We start from the raw sequence: 22,435 nt of genomic DNA, 5'->3' as shown, positions 1-22,435 counted from the left end.
TCCAGGGACGTCGATTGAACCGATGCCGGTAGAATGTAAGTAAGCCATGTCGATTTCCTTTCTTATGTGTTTGGTCGTACTTACATCATAACGGAAATCACTGGCTTTTTGTGTATACAAAAATAGTGCGGGTGATTTCTCACCAACACTAAAAAATATAAAACCAAAAAAACAACCTCACACTAAAAAGCATAAGGTCGTTCTGATTGGATGTAGGGACTGATTTCTAAGATCTATTCACTATTTAGTACGACATGGGAAACGATATGATTAATTAAATTGTACCAAATTTCTACAAAAAGTAGTCTTTTGAAGTATTATTTGGTATGCCTATTATTCTACTGATGTCTCTCTAAATAGTACTTGACTAAAAGTAGGAAATAGGACCTGGTTTACAAGTCCTATCCATTATATTAGAAGGTATTTTATTGTTTAGGTGTATAAATTAAATGTTCATTTAAGAAAGCAGTAAAGCCTAATTCACTTAATTCGCGACCATAACCTGAGTTTTTAACGCCACCGAATGGCAATTCTGGCAGTGAGGTCCAACCAGAGTTCATAAAGGACATCCCTGTCTCCACTTTTTCGGCAACTTTGCGAGCATGGTCTAAATCCTCACCATAAACTGAACCACCAAGCCCATAACTAGAATCGTTAGCTAACTCTACCGCCTCATCTTCATCTTTAACTTTATGAACGATAGCTACGGGACCAAAGATTTCTTGATTAAAGATTGGGTTGTCTTTTGTAATATCAGTCAATATCGTTTGCATTACAAAGTTACCTGGATGGTCAATCGGCTCGTTACCATAAACCACTTTTGCTCCATTATCAACTGCTAATTGAATTAGTTCTAAGACCTCTTCTTTCGCTTTTGCTGATGATAGTGGGGCTAAGGTTGTTTCTGGATCCATTGGATCTCCCCATTTAGCTCCTTTGAAGCTTTCAACTAATATCTCTAAGAATGCATCGTAATTTTTCTCTGTCACGATGAAACGTTTAGAAGAAGTACACACTTGCCCGGCATTATTCAAACGTAAGCCTGGTAGTAATTCTTTTAGGCCATCTAAGTTCGCATCATCCAAGACGATAAATGCATCATTACCACCAAGTTCTAAGGTCGATTTCTTCAAGTTACGCCCAGCAATCTCAGCAATCGTTGCTCCCCCACGTTCAGAACCTGTTAGACAAACACCTGAAACACGCGGATCAGCAATCACTTTAGCAACTTGATCATAATCTGCGAATAAGTTCTTGTAGGCTCCTTCTTGCCCGCCAGCTTCTTTTACTAAATCTTCAAAGGCTTGAGCAGATTCTGGACAGATGGAAGCATGCTTAAGAACCATTGGGTTACCTGCTACATAGTTTGGTGCGAATACGCGCATAATTTGGTAGTAAGGGAAGTTCCATGGCTCCACTGCCATAATCACCCCTGTTGCTTGGCGCACGACATAAGCGTCTCCTGTATCTGTTTCAAAAGGAATTGGTTCCAGGAATTCGTCAGCCTTATCAGCATAGTATTCTGCGATGGAAGCAGATAATTCGACTTCACCCTTAGCTTCTTCGAATAATTTACCCATATCTTTTGTCATAATCTCAGCGTATTTATCGATATCACGACGTAAAATTTCAGCTACTTTATATAAGACCGCTTTTCTATCTTCTAATTGCCCCTCTTTGCGCCATTGTTTGTATAACCTGTGACCATTCTCTAGATGTTTCTCAATCTCTTGATCCGAAATATTTTCGTATGTCTTCAAAACCTCGTTAGTAAAGGGATACTTTGTTTGATATGCCATAAAATAATTCCTCCTTAGAATAATATATATTTTTATTATAACACAAATGATAGCGCTTGCTAGTATTTGGCTCCTAACTCACTATGTTAATTTATAATCACCTATAAATTTATATAATTCATTGTAAGAGGTTTCATTAATAATTCTAAAACGAATAATATTTTTTTATGCTACCAATCTCTAAATTAAAATCCGTTATAATACACCCATTGCCACATGGCACTACTCCCGTTACAATCCAAAATAGCTCCCTCTTTAATATATTTGTAAATTAGAAGATGGGGCGTCGTGAGTGGGTGCCACGGTCTGCTTTCTAGATTACAGTGCGTCGCGAAGAGGCGCCACGCTCCATTTCAAACAATTGGGACCGTCGCAGGGAGGCACCACGCTAAAGCCTGACAAAACAGATCGTTTCGAGGGGTCGCGACGCCCTCAAGCCTTGAAATCAAATAATCTAGATAAAAAAACTACCAGTAACTTTCCATAGTCTCTAGCAGTTTAGTTGTTTTAATCTTAGCATCTAGTTATTTTTAATCATCCAGGACGAATACACCCGTTCCTAAGATAATTCCTCCGTGACGGTTGCTAAAGTAGCCAGTAATATTTGTGGACTTGAGATAGAATATTCTTCACGGTGATGTTTCCTAAAGCAAACAAATCAATCCCAACTTCTTCCGCTAATTTACCTTCTTCAACAATGTTTCGCAATGACTCTTCAAAGCTAATACGCTCGCCCGTTAGGCTATCTAACGCCACTTCACCAAATGTATCTAAACCAAACTGTAACTTATGTATCTTCATATAGTATCCCCATCTCTGTGCTGTCTTTTATTATGCACATCATTCTAATTGTTATTTGAATTTGATGTGATCAACAAAAAACCCACTCTGTTGATTAAACAACAGAGTGGGAAGGGTGTGGGGAGAGATTACTTTAAATTGGCTAATTCTTAGACTAACTAGGCTAATTGCTCGACTCTTTGTCTTTCAATCTCAAACACTTTCTTCTTCAGCGAATCTTCAGACACAACCGTTGCATCTTGTGCTTGACGTCGATCAAAAGCATCTGACACAAGCGAATCGTGCGCATATTGGTTAAATATATCAGACTTCTCGACAAGTATTTCTAACATTGTTTCATCAATACTTGCTTCAGTCAGCAGACGATATACAATAACATTTTTAGTTTGTCCCATTCGATAAACTCTACTTATCGCTTGGTTCTCAGTAGATGGTTTCCATTGTGGTTCGCATAAAATAACAATATTGGCTGCTTGAATATTTAATCCTACTCCCCCAGCTTCTATTTGACTTAAAAGTATCTTCCCATCTTCAGCTTCAGTAAATGCATCGATCATATCTTGTCGTTGGTTGGTAGAAACATCTCCAGAAATCATACCCACTACATCTTCTCCAAGTAGATTCAGTAATTTGTTTAAAACAATTTTAAAATAAGAGAATATTAAAACTTTATCTCCATTTTCTTTCGCTTCCAAGCAAATATCCATTAATTGTTTAACCTTTTCTGAATGTTTAGGTTCATCACCGGCAAAACCAGCCCGCCTCATCTTCATTAATCCACTAAGTCCTAATGACACAGCGTGATTATAATATTCCTGCTCTATTTCTGAGAAGTTTGACCATAGTTCTACCATTTCAATTTCAGGTAGCTCTTTCAAAACCTCATCTCTTTTTCTTCTTAAGTAGACATAAGAAACAAGTTGTTTAAACTTTTCAGGATCATAATCAGCAAAATATCGATCGATGCGTCTAACTAATTTAGGTTTGAGATACGAAATCAACTTCTTCATCTCTTCTAAACGATTTTCAATAGGTGTTCCTGTCATATATAAATGATATTTTGATTTTTTAGCTAGTGCATTGACATTTTTGGCCCGCTTAGTCGCTTCATTTTTTATGTAATGAGCCTCATCTACTATGATTAAGTCTAATTGCTTCAACTTGTCATCATTTACTAAATGGTGAGTTTGTTCAAAGTTTGTTAGTAAAATACCACCTTGTTCTTGCCATTTATTCAGCGAAATTCTCCTCAAATCTCCTCGATATATATAGGTTGGTAAATCAGACCATTTTTCAATTTCTCGTTTCCAGTTTGCCAACACACTAAGGGGTGAGACAACTATTGAATGTTTATTATTATCTAAATAAAGATGATTAATCATCGCAATACCTTGAATGGTTTTTCCTAATCCCATCTCATCACCTAGCAAAGTACTTTTATATTGCAAAGCATACTTTGTCCCAAATTCCTGATATGGTCTTAAGGTAACTTTTAAACTATCTGTATTAAGTGGGTACTGATTTACTTTTTCAACTATAAAAGAAGGCAGATCATTTGGTGAATATGTTTTAGATCCTCCCATAACTCTATCTAACATAGCAAAATAATTCGCACTATTTTTCTCAAAATCTTTTCTGATTTCATTTGTTGTCAACTGTACGAGTGGAATGTTTTGCACTTCACTAAATTGTTCAATAAATTGTTCTAAACTGTTAAATAGATTTTTCTTGTATTGAGTGATAGTATGCTTAATATCATCGTTATAAAATTGTCGTTTATAGTCGTTTGCATCTTTTTCAGCTAATATCTCTAAGATCGATTTCACTTGGGTTAACAGATTTTTAGCTTTATTAACAATATCTCTTTCAAATTTTTCCAATTGTTGGCGGTGGTGGAGGTGCCCTAGAAGTTCGATTTCTTCCTCAGAGAGATTATTTGACCTCAATTGGGGGTAAAAATCTTTTTCCATCGTCTTTACAAAAATATTTAACTGATTTATTAAATCATCATAGTCTTCCTCTGATACATTATCTTTTAATTGCTGTAATTTATCAGATTCCTTTTTCAAATCACCAATTGTTGTGATACCAATTCTATCCAGTTCATTAATAGGTAACACTTTCTCACTATTAGCTTGTAATACTTCAACCATCATGGAGTCTAATTCATGAGGAATTTGTATCTCTTTTGTCTTATTCCAGCTTTCTCTAATGCGTTTTTCAATGACTTCCTCATCAAATTCCATCATTCGATATTCAAGCTCTGCAACTTTTTCAGCAATAAGTTTATTTAATAAATCTCCTTCTTTTGTGTCATATTCAATAACCGCCAAGATTCTTTCCATGTATTTTGAGGGATTTAAGTTGAAGTCGTTGCGCACCTCTATTTCACTGACTGATATTTTATCGAGAAGCTGTAGTTCTCTCTCGAGCGTCTCAATTTTATAGAAATTTGCCATAAATTTCTCTCGCGAATCATTAAGTTTTTTCTTAATTGATCCTCGTTGGAATAATTTCATAAATGCATTCTTATCATGTTGAATAATATAATCTAGTGAGTTTTTTAACTCTACTATCATTGGCATATACTCTTTTTCTATATTAATTTTTTTCACTTTGATGGCATCTGACACGAATAAGACTGTCAGCAGTTTGAGTTTTTGTTCTGATATTTCAGCTCCGATCATTTTAGGAAAGGTATTCAATACTAGTTTGTCTGATAAATTTTGCTTTGCTAATGATATATTATTAACAGAGTAATTATTGGGCATTATTTTTGAAATAACTGACAATGCTCTTTGATTGAAGGGTTGATTTTCCACTTTTACTTCTTTTGAATGTGTTTCAAGTAATGAAAGTATAACATTAACTGGTAATACATCTACCTTATCTTTTACAGCTTGATTTCTTAAATTGGTTGCTAATGAGCGAACATTATAGTCAGTAAATAAGTCGTCTGATTCAGTTAAAAGCTTTTCAATGTCATTGATTTTACTTTGATATTCTTTTGCATTTTTATAACTTATATCCATACCCACACGCCCTTATAATTTTTTATAATATCAATTGCTATCATTGTATCAAGATAATGAGAAATAAAATAGTTAAATAGTTAAATAGTGACGGATTGTATAATGATATTAGCAATCTTTAAAACTCAATAAAAAAGCGCCACAAATCAAATTTGCAACGTTTCTACAATATTAACTTCACCATATCAATATCTAAAATATCTGCATAATAGCACGCGCCTTCTTGGAAACAATGAACCGATTCAATACTACCTAAGCTATTAGCCAAGGTAAAACTATCACCCCTTCAAAATTCATATGTTCCAGTATCGCTGTTACTAATCCTAACCTCATATATCTACCTACTCTTTATATTTTACATTGCTTTGTAATATGACTATGACAATAAATCCTGAAAGTAGCTACTAATCTCAGTACATTTTGTTAAAACTGGAGCAGGGCGTCGTAAAGCGCCGCCACGGACCAAACTGTCTAAAGTAGTAAGTCGTTTCGTACCTAATTACTCAAACCTCTTCAATATCGATACCCTATCAAGCATTGAGAAAGCTATTAAAATCACTGAATACCTCACATCCTCATTCAATCAAAAAGCAACAGAACTAACAAAATTGGGCTAGTTCTGTTGCTTTCTTTACGCTTATTCTCTTTTATTTTTATAACATCAATCTGTATGGGTCATTAAGGTATTCAGATACTGTCTCTAAGAAACGAGAGGCTGGTGCGCCATCAATAATTTGATGATCATAGGTTAAGCTTAATGGTAATTTTTGATGAACGGTGACGGTTCCTTCAGTGTCTAACGCAAGTTCATCGCTTAAAGTACCTACTCCGAGTATTGCTACTTCTGGCAGATTAATGATTGGAGTAAAGTACTCAATATTAGCACCACCTAGATTCGTAATAGTGAATGTTGATCCTGAATATAAGTCTCCTGGTAAGCTACCATTTCGAGCTTGTGAAGCAACGCTTGCGATGGTAGAACCAAGTTGAGATAAAGTCATTTGATCTGCCTCTCGAATGACTGGAACAACAAGGCCTTCTTCGATGTCTGTTGCCATACCAATATGAATAGCTTCTTGTACTTCATGGATTCCATTATGATACCAAGCATTCAATTCTCTGTTTTCTTGTAAGGCTAATATCACCGCTCTTGTCACTAAAGTATTAATCGATAATTCACCTTTATTTAGTGGACGAGAGACTTTTTCTTTTATCTCTTTGCGGAAAGCCATTAAGTTGGTTATATCGACTTTTCTATGGTTTGTTACTTGAGCTGTTGTTTGAACACTTTCCATCATTCGTTGTGCAATCGTCTTACGCATCCCACTTAAGCCAATACCCCATGTAGCGGTATCCTTACTTTGAACACTTGATACGACTTTTTCACTTGGTACATATCTATCAATATCTAGACGCGTAATACGATGATTGCCACCCGTTCCGTTAACATCCGAGAGATCAATCCCCTTCTCTTCAGCCATCTTACGAGCAAGAGGTGTTGCAAAGATTCGCTCACCATCGCTTCCTTGATTACGTGGTTTACTGCTCGTCTCTTCTTTCGTTGAAGCACTTGAAACTTCTTCAGATGCTTCTTCTGGGACATCTGGAACATCCTTATCCTGTTCGTCTGATGCTACTTCTTCACCTTCTTCACCTACAATAGCTATAACTTCTTTAATGGGTAGAACATCCCCTTCTTGTACATTGATTTTCAATATAGTACCACTGACGGGTGATTCTACAGGACTTGATAATTTTTCAGAACTTATCTCTGCAATCACATCTCCTGTGTTTATTGCATCTCCTTCATTGAAATACAGTGTTTCAATGGTCCCTTCTGTCATCGTTAAGCCCAAGGTAGGCATTACAATATTTTTTGCCATTTATACTCCCCCCTTATGCTCTTGCTTTGAGATCATCGATTAATTCAACTGCTTCTGTTAATACTTTTTCCGCATCTGGTAGATAAAGTGCTTCTAGATTTGTTGCGAACGGTGTAGGTGTATTTGGTGCACAGATGGTTTTGATAGGGCCATCAAGATAATCAAAAGCTTTCTGTCCTACAACCGATGCAATATCTGTAGCTGTATTGTTATGAGGGTTTGCTTCATCAATAACAATTAAACGATTTGTTTTCTTAACAGATTCAATGACCGTTTCTTGATCCCAAGGTGCTACTGTCCGTAAATCAATAACTTCAACAGATACTCCATCTTTTTCGAGAGTCTCAGCCACATTTAAAGCCACATATAACATCTTTCCAATGGTTACAATCGTTAAGTCTTCACCTTCACGAACGACATTTGCTTTTCCAATCTCAACAGTATAATATTCTTCTGGCACTTCTCCTTTGAGTCCATATAGAGTTTTATCTTCAAAGAATACGACTGTATTGTTATCTTCAATCGAAGCTAAGAGTAAGCCTTTCGCATCATAGGCTGTCGCTGGGACCACACACTTGATACCTGGAATCGATCCTATCATTCCATAATAAGACCCTGAGTGTTGTGCTGCGGCTGAAGCTCCGGCACCATGGTTTGTTCGAACAGTCATTGGAACAGTGGCTTTGCCTCCAAACATATAACGCATTTTTGAAGCTTGTCCTAATAATGAGTCAAAAGAAAAACCAATAAAATCATTAAACATTAACTCTGGAACAGGTCTTAAGCCAGTTGCTGCCATTCCAACAGCTGCACCCATATATCCCATCTCGGATAGCGGGGTATCAATCACTCGATCTAAGCCATATTTTGGTCCTAAACCTTTCGTAACTCCAAATACCCCTCCCCAAGCATCTTCATTCTGCTCTTCCAAGTGAGGGACTGCGGTTCCTCCGTGAATATCTTCTCCTAACAGAATAACATTCTCATCTTTTTCCATTGCTTGGTCTAAAGCCTCGTTAATTGCATTCATAAAGTTAATTTGTCTGGTCATTGTATTGTCTCCTTTCTGTGTTTGGGTTACTCAGCAAAAACATCTTCATATAAAGATTCAGGTCTTGGTTGTGGACTCTCTTCTGCAAACTTAATAGCAGCTTCGATATCCGCTTCTGATTGCGACCGAATGTCATCAAGTTCTTCCAGTGTGAGCAGTCCATGTTCCACTGCATAATCTCTAAATATATCCAGAGGATCCGTGTCCGCTAATCGTTTTTCAAAGCCATCTTCTTTGTTTTTATATTTTTGTTCATCACCTTCAAAGTGACCATAATTACGGAATGTAACACATTCAATTAAAGCAGGGCCTTCTCCTTTACGAGCGCGTTCAATATATTCTCCTGCTACTTCATATACAGCCATTAAGTCCTTACCATCTACACGAACACCTGGCATATCATAAGCTGCCGCTCTTTCAGCTATCGTATCCGAAGCCGATGCATACCACTGTGGTGTTGACTCAGCAAAGAAGTTATTCTCACAAACAAAGATAATAGGTAAATTCCAGATTGAAGCCATGTTTAAACACTCGTGGAATAACCCTTCGTTAGAAGCCCCATCTCCAAAGAAACAAACTGCCACATTGTCTTCTTTTTTATATTTGATTTTCATTCCTGCACCAGTTGCCAGACCGAATCCTGCACCAACCATTCCGTTAGCACCTAGAATCCCTTTATCAACATCGGCAATGTGCATTGATCCTCCTTTACCTTTACCTAAACCAGTCTCTTTACCAAAGATTTCTGCCATCATACCGTTGAGATCGCCGCCTTTAGCAATACAATGACCATGACCACGGTGAGTAGAAGTAATATAATCATCATCTGTCAAGTGAGCGCAAATACCCGTCGCAACAGCTTCCTCCCCAGCATATAAGTGCACAAATCCTGGAATTAGCCCTTGTGCGAAGAATCGTCTCACATTGTCTTCAAAATTCCGGATATTTTCCATTGTCTGATACATGTCTTTCGCTTTATCTGCAGTCACAGCCTCCGCGGCAGCTTTGGTTGATGTCCGAATCTCTAGTTGTACCAAATCTTTTAACGCCGTTTCGCTACGTTCTTCTAATTGTGGAATTGATTTTTCTTTAACCATTATTTCTTCCTCCTTATATTTCTCTTACAATCACTTTAGCAACATCTTGAACAAGTTCAGAAACTGTTGGATGTGAGTAAACCGTTGAGGCTAGTTCATAGATCGTACCTTCTGCTTCTACTAGTGTGAGTACTTGATGTAATATTTCTGTCGCCTCTGGACCACAAATAATTGCTCCAAGAATCTCGCCATATTTACGTTCGACTATTAACTTAATAAAACCCTCTGTCTGATCGACTGCAATTGCACGACCATTAAAGCCGAATGGCAATTGAGATACTACAACGTCATAACCTTGCATTTTAGCTTCTTCTTCAGAAAGACCGAAGGTCGCCACTTCAGGATGTGTAAAGAGTGATCTAGGAACGTGACAATTGAGGAGCGGACGTTCTTTCATCTTATTCATCGCCCGAACAGCTTTAATTCCTTCTGTACTGGCTGAATGAGCTAGTGTATAGCCCCCAATCACGTCACCAACAGCGTAGACATGGGGTTTCGATGTTTGATAATATTCATCCACTGCTATAAACTTACCTTGCTCATCAAATTCAAGATTCATCGCTTGAGCTAAGTCTATATTCGGTTTACGCCCGGTTGCGATGAGTAATCGATCATAGGTATATTGCTTATCACCTTCCAGTTCAACGGTGTTATTTGTAACGTTTTTAATAACCACTTCCGTTTCGACTGTCATCCGGTTCTTTAACTTCTGCTTAATGATTTTTCTTGCATCTTCGTCTTCTGTGAGTAGAATGTCTTTGGCAACTTCAAGCATGGTCACCTCAACACCCAGTGCTTCCATTGCAAAGGCTAATTCAACTGCAATGACACCACCGCCAATAATCACTAACTTCTCTGGTAATACTTCCATTGAGAAGAAGGTATCTGTCGTTAGATACGGTTGTGAACTTAACCCAGGTATCGGTGGTATAAATGGTTGACTTCCTGTTGCTAACAACACATCTTCATAAGTGATTTTTTCGCCATTGACTTCAAATGTATTATTTGAGGTATAGATTGCCTCCCCTTCAATAAAATCAATATTTAATGATTTAAATGTAGAGTGAATCCCTTTTTGTAAACTTGCGATGACTTTATTTTTTCGCTCGTATAGTTGAGTAAAGTCCACGCCACTCAACTCCACCTGCATACCATTTTGTTGTGCTTTACTTATGGAATCAATCCAGTGAGCATGCTCTAAATAAGCTTTACTCGGGATACAGCCAACATTCAAGCATGTTCCTCCAATAGCTTGGCGGTCAATTACCGCGACACTCTTACCCAAACGAGCTGCTTCTTCCGCTGCAACATAACCACCTGGACCCGCACCAATGACCAATACATCATAATGCTTCAAATTACTTTACCTCCTTTTTTAAAACGCTTTCAAAATTATTCATTTTCTTTCTCCAAATAATTAAACCTTAATTGACCGTTATTAAGCTTTACGAATGCCCAAGTATCTGAGATAATATCTTGTTTTATTAATTCCCTGGCTAGAGGCGTTTCCAATTGATCAACAATAAATCGTTGAAGAGGCCTTGCACCAAGTGTTGGATCATAACCATTTTCTGCAATCCAGCCTTTCACTTCTTCAGATACAACTAAATCAATCCGATGACGATGTAAGCGCTGAGCTAAATCAGCAATCATTAAGTCAACTATACTGTGCATATCACCCAAGGTCAGTGGATTAAATAATAATATATTATCAATTCGATTTAGAAACTCGGGTCGGAAATGATGTTTCAGTTCATCTTTGACTTCATTTTGAACTTTCTCGGATATTTCCTTATCTCGCTCTAACCCTTCGAGCAACTTCAGTGATCCGATATTACTCGTCATAATTAGGATTGTATTTTTAAAGTCAATCGTTCTCCCCTGTGAATCCGTTAATCGCCCTTCATCTAGAACTTGTAAGAGAATATTGAACACATCTGGATGAGCTTTTTCTATTTCATCGAATAAGACTACGGAATAGAGTCGGTGCCTTACTGCTTCTGTTAGCTGTCCCCCTTCTTCATAACCTATATAACCTGGAGGTGGTCCCACTAATTTGGCTACAGCATGCTTCTCCATAAATTCTGACATATCCAAGCGAACCATCTCTAGCTCACTACCGAACAAGACATCTGCCAGTGATTTAGCAAGTTGAGTCTTTCCTACGCCGGTAGGACCTAAGAATAAGAATGAGCCGATTGGATGGTTTGGATCTTGAACGCCCGCTCTAGACCGGATGATAGCTTGAGCCACCTTGTCTACAGCTTGATCTTGGCCAACAACACGTTGCTTAATAATTTGATTTAATTGCAATAGCCGTTGCCGTTCATTTTCCATAACCCCTTGGACTTTAATCCCTGTTAGTTTCTCAACAATTTCTGCAATATCTGACTCTTCCACTGTATGTCGAATGAGATATAATTCATCGATATTTGCTAGTCGTTGTTCTTCTAAGGCTTCTATCTTTCTATTAATATTAGGAAGAAGTAGTTGAGTAATCTGTACGTACTCGTCTAATTCACCTTTTAGCTGAGCTTCTTTAGCTAATTTTAATTGATAGATTTTATCTTCATTCAATTCTTGTAACTGTTCAATGATCTTTTGTTCAACTTCCCAATGCTTTATTTTCTGATCTAACCGAGCGTTTAATTGATCTAAGTTACGACTTAAGTCTTCTTCAACGCTTTCTGTAAAGCCCTGTTCTTGTTTTAGTTTTTCAATCTTGACTTGAGTGATCTCATCTTTTAATGTTTGGATTTGTGCCGGCATACTCTTTATCTGAATATGTCGAACAGCACTTGCCTCGTCCATCAAGTCAATGGCCTTATCCGGCAGGAATCGATCGGTCATGTAACGATTCGAGAGATTCACAGCGGCTATGACGGCATCTTCAGTAATCTCAACTCCATGATATACTTCATAACTGTCCTTCACGCCTGATAATATATCAATCGCTTCATCAACAGTTGGCTCTGAGACATGAATTCGTTGGAAACGCCGTTCTAAGGCTTTGTCTTTTTCAATATTCTCCCGATATTCATCTTGAGTTGTTGCTCCTATACAGCGAAGCTCACCCCGTGCTAACATTGGCTTGAGAATATTTCCTGCATCCATCGAACCTTCGGTCTTACCTGCCCCTACAATCGTATGAATTTCATCAATGAACAAAATAATTTTATCATTTGAATCTCGCACATCATTTAGAACAGCTTTTAACCGTTCTTCAAATTCACCTCGATATTTAGCACCTGCAACAAGTGAGCTCATGTCTAAGTTATAAACGGCTTTGTCCTTCAAGTTCTTAGGAACGAGTCCTTGTTCAATCTTTTGTACCAATCCTTCGACAATCGCTGTCTTACCTACCCCAGGCAGCCCGATTAAAATAGCATTATTTTTTGCTTTTCTTGACAAGACACGAATAATTTCTTCAATTTCTTGCTCCCGTCCAATAATCTTATCAAGCTTACCTTGTTGGTACCGTTCATTTAAGTTTGTTGAATACTGATCCAATGCGTGATATACCATCTCTTGGTTCTCAGAAGTTGCTCGTTTCCCCTTACGAACCCGATTCAGTTTTTCTAATATAAGATCACGATCTATATCATTTTTTAATAAGAATGCTGTGATTGGATTATAGTTTTGATTCATCAGTGCCAGAATAAAATGCTCAGAACTACAGATTTCATCGCGCAATTCTTTCGCTTCTTCTTTTGCACTTTCAATTAAACGATCGTACCTCGGCGTCTGCTGTTGAGCGAATTGACTATCACTCCCTCGACTCACAGGTAACTTATCCAATTCCTGATTAATGAGTTGTACCATCTCATTAATATCAATCTCTAGTGATTCATAGAAATCAAACACAAAATGTTTAGGTTGCATCCAGACTGACCATAGATGAGGGATATCAACTTGAATCTGTTGTCTTTCTTTAGCAAGCGTCTGCGCATCGCTAAATGCCTGAATTACATTATTAGTAAATTCATTCATTCAGTCCAGACTCCTTTCCCTTAATGTATTATTGCGTATAATTTTTGCTTTATCATCGCTCCTTTAATGATGTTTCGTCTCTACTTAATATATAGCAATTACCGTGCCAACTTTTGAAAAGGCGATATAAACTATATTGACTCATTGAATAAAATACTTTATGTAACAAGGTGAAACAATTTGTTTCAATTAGTGTATCATGTGTCCTATGTGGAACAAGGTGAAACAGTTTATAAACAAAAAAGCGAGAACCCCTTAAACCATGGGTTCTCGCTTTTTATTTATCCAATCATCGAAGTAAGATAAAAGATGGCCAATCACAGAGGTAATCCTATCTCAAGTTTATCTATATTACATCTAATTGGTATTTCTTAATCTTGCGATAGAGGGTAGTTCGTGACATATTCAAAGCTTTCGCAGCGTGACTCTTATGATAATTATATTCTTCAAGTGTTTGAAGAATTTTTTCTGCTTCATTTTTAGGTTGTATATTTTTTTCTTGTTCTATTTTCACCCTAAGGTTACTTGGTGCTTGTGGAGCACTAAAGGTGGTCATTTCAATTAACTCTTTGATGACATGTGAGCTAGGTTGTTCGATAGGATAGAACATATACAACCGTTCAAGAAAATTGTTAAACTCTCGAATATTCCCATGCCAAGGATAGTGTTTCGTTATGTCGAATAATTCTCTCTTCCACGTAATTTGCCACTTTTTCTTCTGGCAGAATGATTCAATTAATGGAAGTAAATCTTCTGTTCGTTGACGTAAAGGTGGTATTTGAAGTGGAATGACATAGAGTCGGTAGTATAAATCTTCTCTAAAGCGACCTTCACAAACGGCAGTTTTCAAATCCTGATTAGTTGCTGTCACAATTCGAAAATCAACCGTGTAAGATTTATTGCTACCAATCGGTGTCACCTGTTTTTCTTCAATCGCACGTAGTAATGCGGCTTGCATTTTTAAAGACATACTGTCCACTTCGTCTAAGAAGAGTGTGCCTCCTTCTGCTTGTCGCATCTTACCGCTATAGCCTTCCTTGCTCGCTCCGGTAAATGCCCCAGCCGCATACCCAAACAACTCACTTTCTAGTAAGTTTTCACTAATTGAACCACAATTTAGACTAATTAATGGTCCATCCTTATATGGACTATTATAGTGAATCGTTTTGGCAATAATCTCCTTACCAGAACCTGATTCACCTCGTATATGAACGGGTACAGTACCCTCAGCCGCCTTATAAACTTTCTCTAAAAAATTCTGATAAGTCTTATTCTCTGATAGTACACCTGGATAATATTTTCTTTCTGTATGATTATTGGTATAGAATTGATACTTATAACCGATCAGTTCCTGATCATACAAAAGGGACTCAACATTATACAGACCGTCATATTGATGACAAAAAGCTTCAATATCAATACCTAGAGATAGTTGCTTATACCTTTCCATTTCAGTAGGAAAGTAAACCACTTGCTTGTGCTCATTGCAAAGCACGCTATGATTATCAGTACCTACTACATAAGTCATTAAAGCTTGCTGTTGCTTGATTCGACGTTGGAATAAACGGTTCATGACACGCTCAGCAATTAACTGTGTAACACTTTGGTGTTCAATATGATTATTCTTATAGGTGGAAATATCTAATATGCCTACTAGATGATCCCCATCAAATATGGGACATGCAAAACAACTCCATTCATGCGATGCAACTGCATAGTGCTCAAAACGAGATACCTTTTGACTCATCCTTTTTGATATAGCGAGTGATATCGCATTTGTTCCCACATCGAGCTCGTTCCACCGACTCCCCTCAAAGAAGCCAATATTATTTGCTTGATCAATCGCTCTAGCGTTCCCTTGCCTCCAAATAATATAGCCTTCTGCATCGGTTAAGATCAATAATGATTCACTTTGATTAAAAATTTTAGATATCTTAATAATCTCTTCTTCAACTAAATCAATTAATAGTTTATGGCGCTTCTGTTTCATTGATAATTGGTCATAAAGTAATACTGTATTACTAACCATTTGAAATGGATTTAAGTCCTTTTTGCGACATACTTCCCATGAATTAGCTATTTTATCCGGTAATGCATCAGGATTAATTACTTTTTTAATGACAAACTCTTTCCACAATAATTCGTTCAACGTTCATCACCCCTCAGTTATATTATAACTTGCTCTCATATGTAAGTGAAGCGCTTTCTTTGTTTTTAATAAAAATATTTTATAGATCTGTAGTTATTTAATTTTTCTCTTAGATGCGGGTAAAATTCCTAATTGCTTACGGTATTTATTAATCGTACGACGTGATATATCGAATCCTTTTTCTTTTAGATTATCCGTTATCTTTTGATCTGATAAAGGTTGAAACTTATCTTCTTGTTCAATAAGGTCGTGAATAATTTCCAATATAGTATCTTGACTCACAGCTTTTCCTGATTTTTCTTGAATAACGGATGTAGTAAATAACTTCCTTAATTCAAATGTCCCAAAATCTGTATAAAGATGCTTTCCTTGAATAGTACGACTTACTGTGGAAGGACTAAGGTCACATCTTTCAGCTATTTGTTTAATCGTTAATGGAGACACTTGATGCCCTTTTGAATTGAAAAAAAGCGCTTGTGCTTCAATAATTGCTTGTGTAACTTGAACGAGTGTCACTTCTCTACGTTTCAAACTATACGAGACAGCTCTCACTTGCTGTCGCTTGTCCTTGATAAATTCTTTCAAATCAGTATCATCAATGGCTTTCATTTCTTGATAATATGTATCATTAAAACTTAATTTCGGTAAGTTTTGAAAATTATAAGATACTTCGTATCCCTCTTCTTTCTGTTGAATAAATACATCTGGTTCAATATATTGTGTTTCCTCACTATAAAAGTAAACCGCAGGCGTTATCGCTAAGGTTTGATAATAAGCGACTGTCTCTAATATATCCTCAATAGAAACATTTAAATGATTAGATATCGTTTGGTATTCACGATTGACTAACTCATTAAAGTATATTTCTAAAACAACGTAAGCTATCTCTGGAGCTGATGGGTCGTGTTCAGTTTGAAGCATCCATAATTCCCTCAAATCACGCGCACCAACACCAACGGGTTCTAATTGTTGAAGTAAAGTGATCGCATCGAGTAACTCAATCGTATCACACTCTAGAATCAATTGTAACGCTTCGTCTGACTTGCTAAGAAAGCCATGTTCATCGAATTCATCCACTAGCCTAATCATCAGATCTCGCAAACGGGTCTTGCGATAACACATGATTTGGTCTATTAAATTAGTTCGAAAGGATTGTTGTCTCTGATCCTCTAGTTGATTTATCATTGCTTGGTGATTATCTTGCCTATCTGATGAGTTAACCATGTTACCATATGAATCATACTGACTAACACCATCTTCAATCAGAATATTATCGAATCCTAACGAATTAATCTCTAACATATCTCGTGTATCTTCAACAACCATGAAGGGATTCTCTTGTGATATATCCATCAATAATTGACTTAAATCTTCACGAGCTGTTTGAAGGATTCTTAACGCTTGTAACTGGTCAAAACTCATTTGTTGACGTTGCTTTTGCATTAATTCAGTATTTAATGATGTACCTCTTTCCCGTTTCATATTCTCATTCCCCCATACTTGATACTTTATTATACCATATCTGTATCATTACTCATTAGTCGTAATAGATGACGCTAATAATGTTATTTGGTTAAGATTTAAAGTGGTAGATGGGAGCGTTGTGAGAGGTGATGCCAAGCTCCGAATCAATAAAAACGGTGCGTCGTAAGGTGTCACCACGCTCTGGTTTAGTGGATTTAGTCCACCGCGAAGAGCTGCCACGCTCCGCTTAGTTGAATATCGCCTCACGCATCCCAACTAACTTGTGATAAAACTATATACTTGAATATTAATTGATAATTTCCAAAACAAAAACACCTACAAGCTATCTCAACTCGTAGATGTTCCTCTAAAAATATATATTTCATCACCACTCAGCATTCTTATGCTCCCATCCAGTCCATGGGTATGGCGTAACGAAAATAACTTCTCTCATTTCTGGATGTTCAACAGCATCGTAAGTTTGATAGTGATTATCATATCCCCGAACCGTCAAATAAAAATAACCATCCCCATCAGCTTGAACTGTCTCCCAGTAACCATTACCCAAACCTACAGTAGCAATGATCGTAACCGTTGCATACGGGTATGTATAACCTTCTATATAGTCTTGATTGAGAAAATAACGCTCTAGCGTTAAGAAGCCTGACTTATGCGCAAGCGCTGTTAGCCGGTATTCATAAACGTCTAGTGCATCTTGATACATAAGATTCCCATTCTCATTAAAGACATTGACCTCACAATATTACCTAGTATGACTTTCAAATTTGGATTGCTTAAGGTAAAATAGCCGTTTGAGTTGGCCGATCCTTCATTAACATGGATTGATTACCCGAATTCATAGTCCCAGTCCATACCTCAAACGTGTAGAGTGGGTTCATATATCCTGAGATGATATCCTCTCTGTAAATAACGGGTTCAAAAGCAATCGTTTCATAAAAAACCCCCGTAATTAACCTGTACTGCCCCCAATCAGTTAGATGTTTAATCTAACTTTTTGGGGTCACTACACAGCAAGGTGGCTTTTATACTGTTCATGTTACATATTTTCGCAAAAATCTAAACATTAAAATAAGAGAACATGCAATTTACAAGACAGAAATTGTAAGTTCTCTTTTGATTCAGAATCCGGGACCTTTTGTCCCAGCCTCCTTTTCATGCTCTGTATTTAAAACGTATTAATTTATTTAGCGGGGAAAACTTTTTTCTTCAATTCCATCAGTACAGTTGTAGATAAGGCCAATCCTGTTGCAATAGCCCAATGCATTAAGCCAAAAGTATCTGGGATTGAGAATACCCCTCTAACAACCGGTAAAAGAGTGATACCATATAGACCTAAACAAGCAATAAAGGCCATTAATATAAATTTGTTAGTAAAGAATCCTGCTTCAAAACTAGTTTGAGTAGTCGAACGCGCAGGGAATACTTGCAATGTTCTAGATAAAATAAGTGTTGTAAAGGCCATCGCTACACTTATCTCAGCTGAGTACTGCAACCCAATAAACTGAGAAATGATAACCGCTAGACCGATTAAAGAACCACGGAATATAACTGTGCTTAAGGTTTTTCCTGAGAAAATAGACTCATCAGGATCTCTCGGTGATTCATTCATGACGTTAGGTTCTCTAGGCTCTAATCCCAAAGCAATAGCAGGAAGGGAATCATTAGCTAAGTTAATAAAGAGTAATTGTAATGCTGTAAAGGGGTTAACCCAATTGAGTAATAAAGCAACTAAAATCGCAATAACAGCACCTAAGTTACCTGAGAATAGGTAAGCAATAGCTTTTTTAATATTACTGTAAACCGTACGCCCGACAGCAACCGCATGAACGATAGAAACAAAATTATCGTCTGTTAAAATCATAGCAGAGGCATCTTTAGCAACGTCTGTTCCGCTTCCCATTGCGATTCCGATATCAGCTTGTTTTAATGCAGGGGCGTCATTGACTCCATCACCAGTCATAGCTGTTACCTGGTTTTTCTTTTGCCAAGCATCAACAATTCTGATTTTGTTTTCAGGAGTGACACGAGCATAAACGGATATTTTTTCTAAGTTGTTCATTAGTTCTTCATCACTTAACGCGTCTAATTCTTGTCCAGTATAAGCTAGATCGCCTTCCTTAAAGATGTTTAGGTCACGTCCGATAGCACGAGCGGTTGTTTTGTGGTCACCCGTAATCATAACTGTTTTAATGCCAGCATGTCCAGCATCTTGAACGGCATGATAAACTTCTTCTCTCGGAGGATCAATCATCGCAAGTAGACCAATAAAGATTAAGTCACTTTCGTCTTCAACTTCGACGGTATCTTTTTCAATGGGTTTGTATGCAAAAGCTAAGACACGAAAAGCTTGGTCAGAAAATTCTTCGTTTTGAGCTTTGAGTCTTTCTAATCTTTCTTCCGTTAATTCAACGATTTCACCATTCATCTTAATGCGTGAACACAAGTTAAAGATGATATCCGGTCCACCTTTAGTTAACAGACGTTTTTCACCATCTATTTCATGGACAGTGGACATTCTCTTTCTGCTTGAATCAAAAGGTAATTCTAGCAAACGCGGGTATGTCGAGCGAATATTCTCGTATGGAGCATTTTGTTTGTTACTGTAAACAATTAAGGCCACTTCAGTAGGGTCACCGCTAGATTCTCCTTTTTCATCGATATTGGAGTCGTTAGCTAACACAGCTATTTGCATGAGTAATCTTTCAGACTCTGACCACGTTTGCTTATCCCCTGAGAACAAGTTTGATTCACCATTTGGAATAAATGCATCCACTACCGTCATTTTATTCTGAGTTAAAGTACCTGTTTTATCAGTACAGATAACACTAGTTGAGCCCAGTGTTTCAACTGCGGGCAATTGTCTAATAATGGCATGTTGCTTAGCCATTTCTTTTGTTCCAACAGACAATACAATCGTTACAATGGACTGTAATGCTTCTGGTATAGCTGCAACAGCAACGGCTACCGCAAACATGAAGGCATTGACTAATGGAACTGTGTAGTCCTGCGGATTACCTAAGAAAATACGAATAGCTTGTATTCCGAAAATCAGTATTGATAGGAGAAGAATGCCAATACCCAATTTTTTACTGAAATCTTCCAGCTTACGTTGTAAAGGTGTTTGTTTGGCTTCTGCACTTTGAATTAACTGGGCAACTTTACCCATTTCCGTGTCTTCACCGATAGCCGTTACAACCATCTTCGCTCTACCATATGTGACAAGTGTTCCGCTATAAGTCATATTGCTTCTGTCAGCTAAAGGGGTGTCTTCCTCTAAAGCATCTGTAAATTTATCTGAGGCTACTGATTCTCCTGTTAAAGATCCCTCTACGACTTGAAGAGATTCCGCTTCAATCAAACGGCCATCTGCAGGGATATTGTCTCCAGCTTCTAATATAACAATATCTCCTTTAACCAATTCTCTGGCTTCCACATTCTGTGGGCGACCATTTCTAATGACTGTAGTCGTTGGAGTAGCCATTTGTCTTAAAGACTCTAAAGAATCTTCTGCCTTTTTTGTTTGAACGACACTTAAGATTGAATTGATGATAAGCACCGCAAAAATAATGAGAGATTCAACAGCTTCTCCTAATACGATTTGCACGATGGCAACGATAAGCAAGACGATAACCAATGGGTCTTTAAAGGTATCAATGAACATAGAGAGTGTAGACTGTCTATCTTTTCTACTGATTTCATTAAACCCTTGTTCTTCTTGCCGCTTTTTTGCATCCTCCGTCATAATTCCTTCGGTAGAGGTGTTTAAAGACGACAATACCGTTTCATTACTTTCTTTATAATAATCCATTTTCTGTCCTTTCTATGCTTTTGGAGTGAGATAAAAAAAAGACGCATACGGAAGAACTCACTCACTTCCGTATGCGTCTTACTATTTAATACAGCACCAGCAGATAAATTATCTACGTTTGGTGGCACTGTAGCAGTAAAAAACTGCCAGTTACTCCCGCACTTCTTATTTTAATGTCAAACTTATTATAAATAAGGGAAGGAAAAAAAGCAAGTTAATTCACTTTCAAATGAGGGGAGAATATGTGTTAAGTGTTGTTCGATTAGGACTAAACCAGAATCACTTGATAAACGACCACCATCATGAGAAACGATTAAATTATTGTTGAATTTTACGGCATTTTCTTGTAAAGTAACCACTGAGAGAACCCCTTTCTATGGTAGTTTGTGGTGAATTAACCATATCAGAAAGGGGGGCTTTTTTCATCACCTAATGGGTGATGAAGCAGATTACTTTAAAGACTATTAAATCAATGTTAGGAAAGACTATTAGTAAAACTATGAATTATTCAGGTATTTGTAAATTCGAAATAGAGCCCCACAAAGAAAGCACTTAACCCGATAAAATACAAGACAACCGGTAATTCACCATGATGTTGATGTTCATGCTCATTGCGTAAATTTTGGTTTTATTTCGCACTAACTTCAAGCGCTATGTTGCACTAATAGAACAAAAAAAGACTATTTCGCTAAATGAAATAGTCCTTTTTGTTACTTATTTTACTCCAATGACTAAACTATCTCGTGCAGCTTCCACTACTTCTGTCGTGATAGTTTCAAGGTTATTGATTTCTAATATTCTTTCGATTTGGGTGAAAAGTCTTTGGATAAGTCGAAAGTTTCCACTGGTAATTTTAATAATACTAGTGACAGCTTCATAATTAGCAAAATCTTCCAGTTGGACAGATAATCCTAACTCTTCCCATTTGTATTCCAGAATATGGTGGATCTCGTCTTTACTCAATCTGTCAAATTCATGGGCAAAACCTATTCTCGAGTAGAGTTGAGGATAACGAGCCAATCGCTTTTCTATACCCGGCATTCCAATAAAGACTATAGCTAAATCGTTTTGGTCATAAATATCTCTTAGTTGTTCTAAATGCTGTACTTTTAATCGATCTATTTCATCAATAATAATGAGATCAATCTCTTCATACGTATTCGTTGAGTATTTTTCTTCTGCTCCTAGCTGAAGAACTCTATACATACTTTTAACCATACCCATTTTACCACCAATCATATCGATTTCATTCGTCATTTTAGTCGCCCGAATGGCTGGAGCGGTGTAAAATATTGTTTTCGCTTCAAGGATTTTTTCATCTGCATTCATTCCGATTTCTT

General features: G+C 37.2%; 13 protein-coding genes and 1 pseudogene. All 14 read right to left on the bottom strand.

Features of this window, described 5'->3' with window-relative positions; genetic code table 11:
• Positions 1-425: 425 nt before the first annotated feature.
• The 14 genes and pseudogenes from ACFO5Y_RS10935 to ACFO5Y_RS10870 all read right to left on the bottom strand — a co-directional run bounded on the left by ACFO5Y_RS10935 (position 426) and on the right by ACFO5Y_RS10870 (position 22,424).
• Complete coding sequence (locus ACFO5Y_RS10935; RefSeq protein ID WP_197105127.1) at positions 426-1,799, bottom strand: NAD-dependent succinate-semialdehyde dehydrogenase; 1,374 nt, start codon at positions 1,797-1,799, stop codon at positions 426-428.
• A gap of 539 nt (positions 1,800-2,338) precedes the next feature.
• A pseudogene (locus ACFO5Y_RS10930) lies at positions 2,339-2,600 on the bottom strand (LLM class flavin-dependent oxidoreductase); the annotation flags it as partial.
• Between the two features lie 158 nt (positions 2,601-2,758).
• Positions 2,759-5,632 carry an SNF2-related protein gene (locus ACFO5Y_RS10925; protein WP_197105126.1) on the bottom strand — a complete coding sequence of 958 codons (2,874 nt, stop codon included), beginning with the start codon at positions 5,630-5,632 and terminating at the stop codon, positions 2,759-2,761.
• Positions 5,633-6,285: 653 nt separating this feature from the next.
• Positions 6,286-7,515, bottom strand: a complete 1,230-nt coding sequence (locus ACFO5Y_RS10920) for a dihydrolipoamide acetyltransferase family protein (protein WP_197105125.1) — start codon at positions 7,513-7,515, stop codon at positions 6,286-6,288.
• 13 nt (positions 7,516-7,528) lie between these two features.
• Positions 7,529-8,566, bottom strand: coding sequence for an alpha-ketoacid dehydrogenase subunit beta (locus ACFO5Y_RS10915; RefSeq protein ID WP_197105124.1), 1,038 nt, complete (start codon positions 8,564-8,566; stop codon positions 7,529-7,531).
• A 26-nt stretch (positions 8,567-8,592) separates the two neighbouring features.
• Positions 8,593-9,663, bottom strand: a complete 1,071-nt coding sequence (locus ACFO5Y_RS10910) for a thiamine pyrophosphate-dependent dehydrogenase E1 component subunit alpha (protein ID WP_197105123.1) — start codon at positions 9,661-9,663, stop codon at positions 8,593-8,595.
• Between the two features lie 13 nt (positions 9,664-9,676).
• Positions 9,677-11,020: a dihydrolipoyl dehydrogenase gene (gene lpdA / locus ACFO5Y_RS10905; protein WP_197105122.1), complete on the bottom strand. Its 1,344-nt coding sequence runs from the start codon at positions 11,018-11,020 to the stop codon at positions 9,677-9,679.
• A gap of 35 nt (positions 11,021-11,055) precedes the next feature.
• Positions 11,056-13,653, bottom strand: a complete 2,598-nt coding sequence (locus ACFO5Y_RS10900; protein WP_197105121.1) for an ATP-dependent Clp protease ATP-binding subunit — start codon at positions 13,651-13,653, stop codon at positions 11,056-11,058.
• Between the two features lie 346 nt (positions 13,654-13,999).
• Entirely contained in the window at positions 14,000-15,802 is a 1,803-nt protein-coding gene (locus ACFO5Y_RS10895) for a sigma-54-dependent Fis family transcriptional regulator (protein ID WP_197105120.1), read from the bottom strand.
• Between the two features lie 93 nt (positions 15,803-15,895).
• Positions 15,896-17,284, bottom strand: coding sequence for an RNA polymerase factor sigma-54 (gene rpoN / locus ACFO5Y_RS10890; protein WP_197105119.1), 1,389 nt, complete (start codon positions 17,282-17,284; stop codon positions 15,896-15,898).
• A 367-nt stretch (positions 17,285-17,651) separates the two neighbouring features.
• Positions 17,652-17,990 carry a hypothetical protein gene (locus tag ACFO5Y_RS10885; protein ID WP_197105118.1) on the bottom strand — a complete coding sequence of 113 codons (339 nt, stop codon included), beginning with the start codon at positions 17,988-17,990 and terminating at the stop codon, positions 17,652-17,654.
• A gap of 477 nt (positions 17,991-18,467) precedes the next feature.
• The gene (locus tag ACFO5Y_RS10880; protein WP_197105117.1) at positions 18,468-21,095 is read right to left on the bottom strand and encodes a cation-translocating P-type ATPase; all 2,628 of its coding nucleotides are present in this window, start codon (positions 21,093-21,095) and stop codon (positions 18,468-18,470) included.
• 185 nt (positions 21,096-21,280) lie between these two features.
• Entirely contained in the window at positions 21,281-21,454 is a 174-nt protein-coding gene (locus ACFO5Y_RS10875) for a hypothetical protein (protein ID WP_197105116.1), read from the bottom strand.
• Positions 21,455-21,809: 355 nt separating this feature from the next.
• A complete protein-coding gene (locus ACFO5Y_RS10870; RefSeq protein WP_380706660.1) occupies positions 21,810-22,424 on the bottom strand; it encodes an AAA family ATPase in 615 nt (204 codons plus the stop codon).
• Positions 22,425-22,435: the final 11 nt, after the last annotated feature.

The organism is Ruoffia tabacinasalis, from assembly GCF_042652985.1.
Classification (GTDB): Bacteria; Bacillota; Bacilli; order Lactobacillales; family Aerococcaceae; genus Ruoffia; species Ruoffia tabacinasalis.
Note: the sequence above shows the minus strand (reverse complement) of the source record. Positions and strands in the feature narration are given on the sequence as shown.